The organism is Cetobacterium sp. ZWU0022 (genome assembly GCF_000800875.1).
GTDB lineage: Bacteria > Fusobacteriota > Fusobacteriia > Fusobacteriales > Fusobacteriaceae > Cetobacterium_A.
In genome coordinates this window covers 86,023-99,458 of the sequence record NZ_JRJZ01000084.1, presented here as the reverse complement: position 1 = coordinate 99,458, position 13,436 = coordinate 86,023, and the positions used below count along the sequence as shown (strand labels likewise).

Genomic DNA, 13,436 nt, shown 5'->3' with positions numbered 1-13,436 from the left:
TGGGGGGCAGCCCCCTGGGAGGATAGGAAGTTGCCAATCTTTTTTATTTTTTGTAAGTTTTATGTAGAAATAACTTTTTTGAATGATATAATATAAAGAAAAAGGAGTTTATAAAATGAGAAAAGTTATATTTTTAGATAGAGATGGGACTATAAATATAGAAAAATCATATTTACACAAATGGGAAGATTTTGAATTTGAAATAAATGTGATAGAAGGATTAAAAGCATTAAAAAGCTTGGGGTATGAATTTATAGTTGTAACAAATCAATCTGGAATTGCAAGAGGATATTATACTGAAGAAGATTTAAAAACTTTAAATAGTGAAATGGTAAAAAAATTGAATGAATATGATATAGATATTTTGGAATGCTACTACTGCCCTCATCATCCTGAGAAGGGATTAGAAGAATATAAAAAATCTTGTGATTGCAGAAAGCCAAATCCAGGAATGTTATTAGAAGGAATAAAAAAATATAATATCGATGTAAAAAATTCATTTATGATAGGAGATAAAAAAAGCGATTTAGAAGCAGGAAAAAATGCAGGATTAAAATCAATATTAATTTTAACTGGATATGGAAAAAAAGTAGAAAAAGAAGTAGAAAGTGAATACTTAATAGCACAAGATCTTTTAGATGTATATAAGCTAATAAAATAAAAAACTGGAAAAATTCCAGTTTTTTTTATATAAAAAATTTAATTAGAATTATAGCTATGAAGATTTGACTAGTTCCTACCAAGAGTCCATAAAGAGAAGCTTTAGGCCCTTGTTTTATAAGCTCAGAAATATTAACTCTCATACCTATTCCAGCCAAAGCTATAATTTCAAATTTTGATGAGATTAATTTAAAAATTTTGGAAATTTCTACAGGAATTAATCCAAAGGTAAATAGGATACAAAGAATAAAAAATCCAATTATATACCAAGGTATTGAAATATTTTTTTTCTTTTTAGAGTAAACTTCATTTTCTAAAGCAAATTTTGTATCTTTTTCAATCTCTTCGTTTTTAAACTCTTTTGAAAACCAAAGAACAACGATAACCAGAAAGACAATTCGAACAATCTTAAAAATTGTTGCAAGTTCAAGAACATTGTGATTAACCATGCTTCCAGCAGCAATAACTTGACCAACTGATTGTAATATTCCACCTAAAAGAGCAGAAGTTTCTATAGTATTAAAGTTATATAATGAATTTGCTATAGGTATTAATGCAAACATTAGAAGAGTACCGGTCAAATTAACAATAGTAATAGATATTCCTTTGTCATTTTCTTCAGCCTTTATAACAGGAGAAGTTGCTCCGATAGCAGAAGATCCACAAACTGCATTTCCACTTGCCATAAGAGCTCTAAAATGTTTAGAAAAACCTAATTTTTTTCCAATAAACATAGTTAAAAAAATAGTTAATCCCATTTGTAGAAGGATAAAAAATATCCCAGAAAAACCTAATTGTAAAATTGTATTTATACTTAATGTTCCACCCAAAAGAACAATAGAATATGATAATAAATCACTTTCTGAAAATTTAGACCCAGGTGCAAATTTTTTAGATTTTGCAAAAGTGTTTCCAGCAATTAATCCCAAAAAAATAGCAAGAGGTGCTCCACCAATGCTAGGGATAAATTTCCCAAGAAAAAGTCCAAGCTGCGCAATAAAAATACAAAGTAATAAACCAGGAACAATCTTTTTAATACTATTCAAAATAAAACCTCCTAAAATACATTGTTACTTTATTTACAATATAACATATTTTTGTATAATTTAATAGCTTTTTTTGAATCGCGGTTCAAAAATCTTAATAAGGGGCTATAAATTGACTAATAAATCTAATTATGGTAATATATTTAGTAACAAATAAGTACAAAAAAGCTAGGAAGGACGTAAGAATGTTTGGAGATTTATTAAAGAAGATTTTTGGTACAAGAAACGACAGAGAGATTAAAAGAATTAAAAAATTAGTAGCAATGATAAACTCATTAGAACCTGAGATTGAGAAACTTTCAGATGATGAGTTAAAGGGCAAAACTTATGAATTTAGAGAAAGATTAGAAAAAGGGGAAGTATTAGATAACCTTTTAGTTGAAGCATTTGCAGTTGTAAGAGAAGCTTCAAAAAGAGTTCATGGAATGAGACACTATGATGTTCAATTAGTTGGTGGAATCGTTCTTCACGAAGGAAAAATTACAGAGATGAAAACAGGAGAAGGAAAAACATTAGTTGCAACAGCTCCGGTTTACTTAAATGCCTTAACTGGAAAAGGTGTTCATGTTATCACTGTAAATGATTACCTTGCTCAAAGAGATAGAGATTTAATGGCAAGAGTTTATGATTTCTTAGGATTGACTTCAGGGGTAATTGTAAATGGAATGGAAAATCATCTAAGAAAAGCAGCGTATGAAGCTGATATAACTTATGGAACAAATTCTGAATTTGGATTTGATTATCTGAGAGATAATATGGTTAATAAAGTGGAAGATAAAGTTCAAAGACCTTTACATTTCTGTATTGTCGATGAAGTTGACTCTATCCTAATAGATGAAGCTAGAACTCCGTTAATTATATCAGGTGCAGCTTCAGAAACTACAAAATGGTATTCAATATTCTGTCAGGTTGCTTTTAGACTTGATAGAAGTGTAGAAACTGAAAAGATAAAAGATGCAAAAACAAAAAAAGAGATGAATATCCCTGATGAACAGTGGGGAGATTATGAAGTAGATGAAAAAGCTAGAAATATAGTTTTAACAGATAAAGGAATTAAGAAGGTTGAACAACTTTTAAATATAGATAACCTATATTCACCTGAACATGTTGAACTAACTCACTATCTGAATCAAGCTTTAAAAGCTAAAGAGTTATTCATAAAAGATAGAGATTATTTAATCAGAGAAGGAGAAGTTGTTATAATAGATGAATTTACTGGAAGAGCAATGGAAGGTAGAAGATACTCTGATGGTCTTCATCAAGCAATAGAAGCTAAAGAGGGAGTAAATGTAGCAGGAGAAAATCAAACATTGGCTTCAATAACACTTCAAAACTACTTTAGAATGTATGAAAAATTAGCTGGAATGACTGGTACTGCCGAAACAGAAGCAGCAGAATTTATGCATACGTATGGACTAGAGGTAATTGTAATTCCAACAAATAGACCAATTCAAAGAGTTGACTTCCCAGATTTAGTTTATAAAACAAAAAGGGAAAAAATTAATGCAATTATATCAAGAATTGAAGAACTTTATAAAAAAGGGCAGCCAGTTTTAGTAGGAACAGTATCAATAAAGAGCTCAGAGGAGCTGTCAGACCTATTAAAAGAGAGAGGAATCCCTCACAATGTACTTAATGCTAAGTTACATGCTAAAGAGGCTGAAATCGTGGCTCAAGCTGGTAGATATGGAGCAGTTACTATAGCTACAAATATGGCAGGTAGAGGAACAGATATCATGCTAGGAGGAAATCCTGAATTTAGAGCAATTGCTGAAATTGGAGCTAGGGATGCTGCAGAATATCCTGTAATACTTGATAAATATAAAATTGAGTGTGAAGAGGAGAAAAGAAAAGTAATTGAAGCGGGTGGATTATTTATACTTGGTACAGAAAGACATGAATCTAGAAGAATAGACAACCAATTAAGAGGAAGAGCCGGAAGACAGGGAGACCCTGGAGCATCAGAATTTTACCTATGCTTAGAGGATGACTTAATGAGATTATTTGGTTCTGAAAGAATTCAAGGAGTTATGGAGAAATTAGGATTACCAGAAGGGGAATCAATTCAACATAAAATGATAAACAAAGCGATAGAAAATGCTCAGAAAAAAGTTGAGTCTAGAAACTTTGGAATCAGAAAAAATCTACTTGAATTTGATGATGTAATGAATAAACAGAGAGAAGCTATATATGCTAGTAGAAATGAAGCTCTTGAAAAAGATGATCTAAAAGAAACTGTATTAGGAATGTTAAAATCAAGTATTTCTGATATAATTGTTGAAAGATTTGTTGGAGAGTTTAAAGATGAATGGGATATAGCAGGAGTTAAAGATTCTCTTTTAGAAAAATATGGTTATGAAATTACAGATTTAGAAGAATATAAATCTTCAACAGTTGAGGAATATGCAGAAAAATTATACACAGATATTGCGAAAGAGTATGAACTTAAAGAAAATGAACTTTCATCTGAAATTATGAGAAAAGTAGAAAAGTATGTTCTATTTGAAGTAGTAGACGCAAGATGGAGAGAACACTTAAAAGCCTTAGATGCTCTAAGAGAAGGAATATATTTAAGATCTTATGGACAAAAAGATCCATTAGTAGAATATAAAATTATATCTGGAGATATGTATTCAAGAATGCTTTCTACAATAAAAGCAGAGACAACATCTTATATGTTTAAAGTTGTTGTAAAAAATCCAGAAGATGAAGTTTTAAGTCCTGGTGAAGGGGAAGAATTAGAATTTGATTCGCCTTGTAACTGTGGAAGCGGAAAAATTTACGGAAAATGTTGTGGAAGAGTTTAGGAGGAAAAATGAAAAAAATTGTAATTCTTATAACAATTTTAACTGCATTAACAGCATGTAGTTCAGTTAATAAAAATGAAACTAGTTTACAAGAGAAGTATAAAGTTGATACGGTAGCTATGAAAAACTGGGAAGAAACTTTTACAAAGGTAATTGTAGGAGAAGCAGAATTAGAAGATTGGTACGGTGCTGATCAACCAATAAGTTTCTTAGCTAGAAATCAAAAATTAGATCAAAAGCAAGTTAAGTTTTTAGATTCGTTAAAAACAAAGGGAGATATAACAGAAGCTGATCAAGAGCAATTTAATGCTATTTTAGAGAAGACTGTAAAAAAACTTCCAAGACAATATTACTTAAAAGATGAAAACTTTAAAGATCCAGCGGGATTAGCAAAGTACATGGTAGCTCAATCATATATTAGAATGGCTAACCCTTCTAATCACATAGCTAATGAAGTAGCTACAAAAGAGGAGTGGGCTGAAATCGTTGCATTCTCTAAAAAAGATGATTTAACAGAAAAAGAGATTAAAAGATTTAGAAAATTGTTAAATAAGTTTATAAAAAGAGGAGAATTCTTTGATTCAAAAACTTGGTATTTCGTAGAAGTTTCACCAAGAATTATAGAAGTGAACGATATGTATAAAAAGACAGAGAAAACAAAAATAGAGAAGAATAATATAAATGCAAAGGCATTATACCTTGCTTATTCAGAGTATTTTTCAAAGTTAGAAAAGTGGGATGACTAAAAAATTATGGCGCCTTTAGAAATAAAGGGGCCATATTTACTTGTAGGAGGATTTTATGAAGAAAAGGTATGATCTTCACACTCATACAACATATTCAGATGGAACATTTACAGTAGAAGAGTTATTAAAAAGAGCAAAATATATAGGTTTGGCAGGAATAGCTATAACGGATCATGATACGATGGAAGGTGTGTCTGAAGCTAGAGCAATAGCTAAAAGTTTAGATTTAGATTTTGTATCTGGAATAGAGTTCTCATGTTCTTATGAAGGATATGAAATACATATTTTAGGTTATCTTTTAGATGAAAAATCAGAGGAATTATCGTCTAAACTTATAGAGTTAAAGAAAGCACGTACTAATAGAAATGAAAAAATTGTAAATAGATTAAACTCTTTGGGTTTGAAAATAACATTGGATGAAATAGAAAAAGAAGCTACAGGGGCAATAGTAAGTAGGGCACATATATGTAATGTCATGATGAAAAAAGGATTTGTTTATACGAAAGGTGAAGCTTTTAAGCAGTATTTAGGAAGAAAAGGAGCTGCATATATAGAAAAAGAAAGCTCAAACCCATTTGAAATAATTAAACTGATAAAAAAATGTGGAGGAGTTTCGGCATTGGCTCATCCTAGTTTAATATGTGAATCAAAAGAAAAAATAGAAAAAATTTTAAAGCTTTTGATAGAAGCAGGATTAGATGGATTGGAAGTAGAATATAGCTCTTATACTCCAAAAGAAACAAAATATTATAAAGAATTAGCAAATAAAAATAATCTTTTGATGGTTGGTGGCTCGGATTTCCATGGTGGAAATAGAGTAGGAGTTGATATAGCTCATTCTTCAATATCTAAAGATGATATAAAGAGATTATTAGAAAGAAAATGTAAGGAGGATTAAAGAGATGATTATAGTAACAGGAGCAGCTGGATTTATAGGAAGTGCTTATATTTGGAAACTAAATGAGATGGGAATAAATGATATATTAGCTGTAGATAAATTAAGAACAGAGGAAAAATGGCTAAATTTAAGAAAAAGAGATTATGCTGACTGGTGTGATAGAGATGAACTTTTTGCTTGGTTAGAAAAAGAGGAGAATGCAAGTAAAGTAACTGCAGTTTTACATATGGGAGCTATCTCTGCAACTACAGAAAGAGATGGAGATCTTTTAATGAAAAATAACTACGAGTATTCTAAAAAGTTATGGGACTTCTGTACAGAAAGAGATATAACATACGTGTATGCATCATCGGCAGCAACTTATGGAGCTGGAGAGCAAGGATATAGCGATGAGGGGACACCTGAAGAGTTAAAAAAACTGATGCCATTAAATAAATATGGATATTCAAAAAAGTTCTTTGATGATTGGGCATTTAAACAGGAAAAAGCACCAAAGCAATGGATAGGAGCTAAGTTCTTCAATGTTTATGGACCACAAGAGTACCATAAAGGAAGAATGGCATCGATGGTATTCCATACATTTAATCAATTTAATACAGATGGTGGAGTAAAACTATTTAAGTCTCACAAAGAGGGATATAAAGATGGCGAGCAATTAAGAGATTTCGTTTACATAAAAGATGTAGTAGATATGCTATATTTCTGTATGTTTAACGAAGTACCTTCAGGAGTTTACAACATAGGTACTGGAGAAGCAAGAAGCTTCCATGATTTATCTATGGAAACAATGAAGAATGCAAGCGGAAATTTTGAATTAAAAACAGAGGAAGTTATCGAGTTTGTTCCTATGCCAGAAGATTTAAGAGGAAGATATCAATACTTCACAGAAGCTTCGATGAATAAGTTAAAAGCAGCAGGGTATACAAAGAAATTCTGTTCTTTAGAAGAGGGAGTTGCAGATTATGTAACGTATCTTAAAAAAGAGGATAGCTACTTATAGGAGGGAACAACATGAATCCATTTTTACTAGTTATTATACTGGGAATTGTTGAAGGGATGACAGAGTTTGTTCCTGTGAGTAGTACTGGTCACATGATATTGGTGGAGAGATTTATAAACTCTCCTCTTGTATCAAAAGGTTTTATGGATAACTTTTTAGTTATAATTCAGTTTGGAGCTATTTTATCAGTTGTAGCTTATTTCTGGAAAGATTTAACACCTTTTGTAAAAACAAAAGAGGAGTTTACAGGGAAGTTATCATTGTGGAGTAAAATTATAGTTGGAGTTTTACCTGCTGGAGTTATTGGACTTTTAGCAGATGACTATATATCTGAATTTTTTATGGATAATACAACTGTAGTTGCGAGTATGCTTATACTTTATGGAATTATATTTATCTTAGTTGAAAGAAAACAACTTAATGGAAATATAACATCTATAAAAGAGATGTCATACAAATTAGCATTTGGAATAGGATTTTTCCAATGTTTAGCTATGATTCCAGGAACATCACGTTCTGGAGCAACGATTGTAGGAGCTTTACTATTAGGTGTATCTAGAGCAGCAGCAGCAGAGTATTCATTCTTTTTAGCAATCCCAACAATGGCAGGAGCTACACTATTAAAGTTACTAAAGAATGGACTTAATTTTACATCTTTAGAGTGGCAACTATTAATAGTTGGATCGATTGTATCGTTTGTGGTAGCGTATGTAGTTATAAATTGGTTTATGGGTTATATAAAAAAGAGAACATTTAAAGTTTTTGGAATATATAGAATCATAATTGGAATATTAGTTTTATTATTAATGAAATAGGAAGCGGTGTATTTAAGTGTCAATAGTTACTAACTTTCCTCTAAGTATAAAAAGTGTAGAGGAGTTTGTAAGAATTCTACTACCAGAGGGCGTAGAAAAAGATATAAAAGGTGAAGTGAGTTATTCAGAGAATAGAATTCTTGTAAAAGTTGAAATAGATGGAAAAGAGGCTTTTATTGAAGAGGAAAACTTTGAAAGCATAATTGAGGATCAAGCTTTAATTATGTTGAAAGGTGGGCTTTTAAAAGCATATAATAAAAACTATCCTTGGGGTAGTTTAATTGGTGTAAGACCTACAAAAATGACAAGAAGACTTCTTCAAATGGGATTTTCAAAAGATAGAGTTTCAAAATTGTTAAATAATATGTATTTAGCTAGTTTTGAAAAGATAGATTTACTAATGAGAGTAATTGAAACAGAGGAGAAATTATTAAATAAAGAAGCTATGAATATGTATATAGGGATTCCATTTTGTCCATCAAAATGTAGATATTGCTCGTTTGCATCTTATGAAATAAATAGTAGCTTAGGTAGATTCTATGTGAAGTTTGTAGAGACTCTTTTAGAGGAGATAGAGCTTGTGGGTCAACTTTCAAGAGAAAAAGGATTTAAATATGAATCGTTATATATCGGTGGAGGAACTCCAAGTACCTTAACGGCAGAGGATACAATAAGAGTTTTAGAGGCTGTTCACAAGCATATAGATCTTTCAAATTTGAAAGAGTTTACTTTTGAAGCTGGAAGAGAGGACGCTATAACAAGAGAGAAGCTTGATATTCTAAAAAAATATGGAGTAGATAGAGTTAGCTTGAATCCTCAAACTTTTAAAGAGTCAACTTTAAAAGCATTAAATAGAACTTTTGATAGGACACATTTTGATGAAGTCTATAAAGATATAAAAGAGTTAGGATTTATTTTGAATATGGATATAATTTTAGGACTACCGGATGAAAGTATAGAAGATATACTAAGTACTTTAGAAGAACTAAAAAAATATGATATTGAAAATTTAACTGTTCATGCTTTAGCTAAGAAGAAAGGGTCTCCACTTTATCGAGAAAACTTTGAAGAATCAGAGGTTGAAAGAAAAATAGTAGAGGGTGCTATACTGAAATTAGTGAAAGAAAAAGGAATGGAACCTTATTATATGTATCGTCAAAAAAATAGTTTAGATTGGGGAGAAAATGTAGGTTATTGCATTCCTGGAACAGAATCTAGATTTAATATAGAGATGATTGAAGAGAATCAACAAACTATGGGATTAGGTGGAGGAGCAATTAGTAAATCCATTCACAAAGATACAGAATATAATGATCAGATAGAAAGATTAGTTAATCCAAAAGATCCAGCTCTTTATATAGCTGAAATGAAGTTAAGACACAATAAAAAGATAGAGTTTTTCTCATAAAATATTGAGAGAGGTGTTTATGAAAAAAATATTTTTGTATATTTTAATGTTAATTTTTTCTCTAACTTCTTATAGTCTAGTAGAGAGCGAATTTAAAGTTATAGAAAGTAAAAGTACTTTAGAATCAAATAATTTACTATTAGATATCAATAGCGCCACTGTAGGAGAGATGTTAAAAAGTGGCGTATCTAAAAGCTATGTAGATAAAATAATTGAGTATAGAGAAATAACAGGTGGTTTTAGAAAACTTTCAGATATGACAAAGATTTCAGGAATAGGGACTAAAACTTATGAGAAATTAAAACTGAAATTTAAAGAACCAAATGGCTTTAGAATGAAGAGATTTAATATAAATAAAGCAGATGATAAAACATTGAATTATTATGGCTTTACTAAAAAAGAGATACAGAATATTAGAAAATACCATGAGAATAGTATTTTCAGAAATAATTTAGAATTGAAAAAGATTATTTCTGATAAAAGATATGAAGAATTAAAAGATTATATAGATTATTAGAGGTGAAGAAGGATGAGTAGATTAATAAGAGGAGTAAGTAAAAATGCAAGATTTGTTCTTGTAGATACAAAGGATATTGTTCAAGAGGCTTTAAATATTCATAAATGTAGTCCAACAGCAATTTCAGCTTTTGGAAGACTTTTATCAGCTTCAGTTATGATGGGTGCAACATTGAAAGGTGAGGATGTATTAACACTTAGAACAATGACGGATGGACCATTATCAACGATGGTAGCAACAATAAATAAAGATGGAGTAAAAGGTTATGTATCAAATCCTGAGGCTGATTTACCAGCAAAAGAGAATGGACAACCAGATGTTCAAAATTTAGTAGGAAGAGGAACACTGAACGTAATAAAAGATTTAGGTTTAAAAGAACCATACGTGGGAATATCTACAATAACAAGTGGGGAGATAGCTTATGATATAGCTTACTACTTTGTAACTTCAGAGCAAACACCAACAGTGATAGCTTTAGGTGTAGATTTAGAGAACGAAACTACAGTTAGATCAGCTGGTGGATATATGATTCAACTTCTACCTGATGCAGAGGAAAGCTTTATAGTTGAATTAGAAAGAAAAATTGGAGCAATTAGAAGTGTTAGTGAGTTATTTAGAGGTGGAATGAACTTAGAATCAATGCTACATCTATTATATGATGACATGAACGATGAAAATCCAGAAACTTTAATTGAGAATTATGAGATATTAGAAGATAAAGAGATAAAGTATAACTGTAACTGCGATAGAGAAAAATTCTATAGAGGAGTTATAACTTTAGGAAAAACTCAATTAGAAGAGATATTAGAAGAAAAGGGAGAAGTTGAAGCTGAGTGTCACTTCTGTGGAAAAAGATACTCGTTCAAAAGAGAGGATTTAGGTGAAGTACTGTGATTAAATTAATAGGGGTATTAATTATTCTAGTTGGGTTTGTAATCAAACTAGATACTATAGCTGTTGTTTTAATGGCTGGAATAGCAACTGGATTAGTTGCTGGAATTGACTTTGTTGAGGTTTTAAATATATTAGGAACAGCGTTTATTCAAACGAGATACATGACATTATTACTTTTAACACTTTCTGTAGTTGGAATTTTAGAAAGAAATGGATTAAGAGAAAGAGCGTCAATTTGTATATCTAAATTGAAAGGTGCTACAGCAGGTAAAGTATTATCAATATATGTAACTGTAAGAATGTTGGCAGCAGTTTTATCAATGAGATTAGGTGGACATGTACAATTTATTAGACCATTAATCTATCCTATGGCAAAAGGAGCTATTGAAAAAGATGGAGTTGTAACAGAAGAGTTAGATGAGGACCTAAAAGGAATCACAAATGCATCGGAAAACTATGCAAACTTCTTTGGTCAGAATGTATTCGTGGCTTCTTCGGGTGTTTTACTAATAGTTGGAACATTACAAGAACTTGGAGTAAAAGTCGAAGCTTATGATGTAGCTAAAGCTTCAATACCAGTAGCGATTATAACATTGATATTAGCATATATTCAATATTATAACCTAGATAGAAAAATTAAGAAATTAAGAGCAAAGTAGGAGGAAATTTTAGTGAATACAACAATGTTATTAGAGTTTATGTATATACTTTGCGGAGTTATTTTATTAGTTAGTGGAGTATATTCATTTTTAGATAAAAGTAATCCAAAGAGACTTGGATCGACAGCATTTTGGATGATATTTGGATTCTTATTTATAGGTGGACCATATGTAAGTCCGGCAGTAGTAGGAGGATTACTTTTAGTAATGGGAGCTTTAAGTGCAACTAAGTCAGTTTCACTTGCAACATTTACAACAAGTAGTGAAGAGTTTAGAGAAAAACAAGCACATAAAATAGGTAACACATTATTTATTCCAGCTGGATTGATAGGGGTTGTAGCGTTTGCTGTTGCTCAGTTTACAAGTTTAGGTGGATTAATTGGTCTTGGATTAGGGGCATTAGTAGCTCTTTTAGTTACAATGTTAGTAACAAAAGAGAAATTAAAAAATATTCCCTATGATTCAAGTAGAATTTTACAACAAATGGGACCAACAGTTATTTTACCACAACTTTTAGGATCTTTAGGATCTGTTTTTGCTAAAGCAGGAGTGGGAAGTGTTATAGCTGCAATAATGGGAAGTTTTGTAACTGAAGGTGATATTTTAGCAGGAGTTATAGTATATTGTTTAGCGATGGCTATATTCACAATGATTATGGGAAATGGTTTTGCTGCTTTTGCTGTTATTACAGCAGGAATAGGATATCCATTCCTTATAGTTCAAGGTGGAAATCCAGCAATAATTGGAGCGTTAGGACTTACAGCAGGATTCTGCGGAACTCTGTTAACACCTATGGGTGCTAATTTCAATATAGTTCCAGCATCAATTTTAGAGATGAAAAATAAAAATGGAGTTATTTTAAAGCAGATAGCTGTGGCGGTACCTCTTTTACTAATACATATTATACTTATGTATTTATTAGCATTTTAAAATTTAGGAGGTTTTTATGAAAGTTTTAATTACAGGTTTTGATCCTTTTGGAGGAGAAAGTATAAATCCAGCTTGGGAAGCAGTAAATGCTATGCAAGATGTGATTGATGGAATTGAAATAGTAAAACTTCAAATTCCAACAGTATTTAGAAAGTCAGCAGAAAAACTTTTTGCAGGAATAGAAGAGCATAAACCCGATGTAGTTATGTGTATAGGACAAGCTGGTGGTAGATATGATATGTCTGTTGAAAGAGTTGCTATAAATATGGATGATGGAAGAATTCCTGATAATGAGGGATATCAACCAATCGATACGCCGGTTTATGAGGATGGTGAAAATGCTTATTTTGCAACGCTTCCTATAAAAGGGATAGTAGAAGAGATTAAAGCAGCAAATATTCCTGCATCGGTTTCAAATACAGCAGGAACTTATGTTTGTAATCACATAATGTATTCATTACTTTATTATATTTCTAAAAATAATTTAAATATAAAGGGTGGATTTATACATGTTCCTTATATAACTCAGCAAGTTGTAGATAAGAAAAATATGCCATATATGGAAGTGGGAACAATAACGAAAGCTTTAGAGAGTGCTGTAAAAGCATTAAAAAAGTATGAAGTGGATGTAAAAGTTTCTGGTGGTAAAGAGTTTTAATAAAAAAGTCCCCTACAATAGTGGGGACTTTTTTTACTCCTCAATAATACCTAAAATTTCATCGAGTTCAAGTAACATTTTTTCTGATGATGAGTGAGATATTTTTATACCAGATTTTTTAGAGAAAATAATCTTGTCATTAATTTTAAATTGTTTAGTAATTTCAAGGTCATCACTTAAAGAGATAATAGTTCCAGTTCTATAATTTTTTTCTTCATTATTTTGAATTAAAATTATACCAGTAGAAGTTTTTTCTTCTAAATTGATGATTTCCGCTAGAACTCTTTTTCCAATTGGTTTTATTTTCATTTTTACCTCCTAAAATATTTGTGTCTGTTAAGATTGTAGCTAAAAAAAAATAAAAAATCAATAAAAAAGAAGAGATGACGGGAACATCT

The 13,436-nt window shown here is 30.9% G+C and carries 14 protein-coding genes; 12 read left to right on the top strand and 2 right to left on the bottom strand.

Annotation, left to right across the window (positions count from 1 at the left end; translation table 11 throughout):
- The first annotated feature begins 115 nt into the window (after positions 1–115).
- The gene (gene gmhB / locus L988_RS07360; protein ID WP_047382998.1) at positions 116–661 is read left to right on the top strand and encodes a D-glycero-beta-D-manno-heptose 1,7-bisphosphate 7-phosphatase; all 546 of its coding nucleotides are present in this window, start codon (positions 116–118) and stop codon (positions 659–661) included.
- A 25-nt stretch (positions 662–686) separates the two neighbouring features.
- On the opposite strand, the gene L988_RS07355 is transcribed toward gmhB, so the two are convergent.
- Positions 687–1,706, bottom strand: a complete 1,020-nt coding sequence (locus tag L988_RS07355; protein WP_156110649.1) for a YeiH family protein — start codon at positions 1,704–1,706, stop codon at positions 687–689.
- 185 nt (positions 1,707–1,891) lie between these two features.
- On the opposite strand from L988_RS07355, the gene secA reads away from it, so the two are divergent.
- From secA to pcp, 11 genes are read left to right on the top strand one after another with little or no spacing between them, the layout of a single operon-like run.
- On the top strand, positions 1,892–4,513 hold the full coding sequence (gene secA / locus L988_RS07350) for a preprotein translocase subunit SecA (protein WP_047382995.1): 2,622 nt from the start codon (positions 1,892–1,894) through the stop codon (positions 4,511–4,513).
- An 8-nt stretch (positions 4,514–4,521) separates the two neighbouring features.
- Positions 4,522–5,259, top strand: a complete 738-nt coding sequence (locus L988_RS07345) for a membrane lipoprotein lipid attachment site-containing protein (RefSeq protein WP_047382993.1) — start codon at positions 4,522–4,524, stop codon at positions 5,257–5,259.
- A 55-nt stretch (positions 5,260–5,314) separates the two neighbouring features.
- The gene (locus tag L988_RS07340) at positions 5,315–6,157 is read left to right on the top strand and encodes a PHP domain-containing protein (protein WP_047382991.1); all 843 of its coding nucleotides are present in this window, start codon (positions 5,315–5,317) and stop codon (positions 6,155–6,157) included.
- 4 nt (positions 6,158–6,161) lie between these two features.
- The gene (rfaD, locus tag L988_RS07335) at positions 6,162–7,157 is read left to right on the top strand and encodes an ADP-glyceromanno-heptose 6-epimerase (RefSeq protein ID WP_047382989.1); all 996 of its coding nucleotides are present in this window, start codon (positions 6,162–6,164) and stop codon (positions 7,155–7,157) included.
- A gap of 11 nt (positions 7,158–7,168) precedes the next feature.
- Positions 7,169–7,972, top strand: a complete 804-nt coding sequence (locus L988_RS07330) for an undecaprenyl-diphosphate phosphatase (protein ID WP_047382987.1) — start codon at positions 7,169–7,171, stop codon at positions 7,970–7,972.
- 16 nt (positions 7,973–7,988) lie between these two features.
- Positions 7,989–9,380, top strand: a complete 1,392-nt coding sequence (locus L988_RS07325; RefSeq protein ID WP_047382986.1) for a coproporphyrinogen III oxidase — start codon at positions 7,989–7,991, stop codon at positions 9,378–9,380.
- 19 nt (positions 9,381–9,399) lie between these two features.
- Positions 9,400–9,897 (top strand): helix-hairpin-helix domain-containing protein, encoded by a 498-nt coding sequence (locus L988_RS07320; RefSeq protein WP_047382984.1) that lies wholly within the window; start codon positions 9,400–9,402, stop codon positions 9,895–9,897.
- A 12-nt stretch (positions 9,898–9,909) separates the two neighbouring features.
- Entirely contained in the window at positions 9,910–10,791 is an 882-nt protein-coding gene (hslO, locus tag L988_RS07315) for an Hsp33 family molecular chaperone HslO (protein ID WP_047382982.1), read from the top strand.
- Positions 10,788–11,450, top strand: coding sequence for a DUF969 domain-containing protein (locus L988_RS07310; protein WP_047382980.1), 663 nt, complete (start codon positions 10,788–10,790; stop codon positions 11,448–11,450). The genes hslO and L988_RS07310 overlap by 4 nt, the downstream gene beginning before the upstream one ends.
- A gap of 12 nt (positions 11,451–11,462) precedes the next feature.
- Positions 11,463–12,380 (top strand): DUF979 domain-containing protein, encoded by a 918-nt coding sequence (locus L988_RS07305; protein WP_366089585.1) that lies wholly within the window; start codon positions 11,463–11,465, stop codon positions 12,378–12,380.
- A 16-nt stretch (positions 12,381–12,396) separates the two neighbouring features.
- Positions 12,397–13,038, top strand: coding sequence for a pyroglutamyl-peptidase I (gene pcp / locus L988_RS07300; protein WP_047382978.1), 642 nt, complete (start codon positions 12,397–12,399; stop codon positions 13,036–13,038).
- A gap of 33 nt (positions 13,039–13,071) precedes the next feature.
- On the opposite strand, the gene L988_RS07295 is transcribed toward pcp, so the two are convergent.
- Positions 13,072–13,347 (bottom strand): co-chaperone GroES family protein, encoded by a 276-nt coding sequence (locus tag L988_RS07295; RefSeq protein ID WP_047382977.1) that lies wholly within the window; start codon positions 13,345–13,347, stop codon positions 13,072–13,074.
- Positions 13,348–13,436: the final 89 nt, after the last annotated feature.

What these genes read in the sequence shown, in the direction of transcription:
- L988_RS07340 (WP_047382991.1), top strand. Translation starts at nt 5,315, where the DNA reads ATGAAGAAAAGGTATGATCTTCACACTCATACAACATATTCAGATGGA.
- L988_RS07320 (WP_047382984.1), top strand. Translation starts at nt 9,400, where the DNA reads ATGAAAAAAATATTTTTGTATATTTTAATGTTAATTTTTTCTCTAACT.
- hslO (WP_047382982.1), top strand. Translation starts at nt 9,910, where the DNA reads ATGAGTAGATTAATAAGAGGAGTAAGTAAAAATGCAAGATTTGTTCTT.
- L988_RS07295 (WP_047382977.1), bottom strand. Translation starts at nt 13,347, where the DNA reads ATGAAAATAAAACCAATTGGAAAAAGAGTTCTAGCGGAAATCATCAAT.
- secA (WP_047382995.1), top strand. Translation starts at nt 1,892, where the DNA reads ATGTTTGGAGATTTATTAAAGAAGATTTTTGGTACAAGAAACGACAGA.
- rfaD (WP_047382989.1), top strand. Translation starts at nt 6,162, where the DNA reads ATGATTATAGTAACAGGAGCAGCTGGATTTATAGGAAGTGCTTATATT.
- gmhB (WP_047382998.1), top strand. Translation starts at nt 116, where the DNA reads ATGAGAAAAGTTATATTTTTAGATAGAGATGGGACTATAAATATAGAA.
- pcp (WP_047382978.1), top strand. Translation starts at nt 12,397, where the DNA reads ATGAAAGTTTTAATTACAGGTTTTGATCCTTTTGGAGGAGAAAGTATA.
- L988_RS07345 (WP_047382993.1), top strand. Translation starts at nt 4,522, where the DNA reads ATGAAAAAAATTGTAATTCTTATAACAATTTTAACTGCATTAACAGCA.
- L988_RS07330 (WP_047382987.1), top strand. Translation starts at nt 7,169, where the DNA reads ATGAATCCATTTTTACTAGTTATTATACTGGGAATTGTTGAAGGGATG.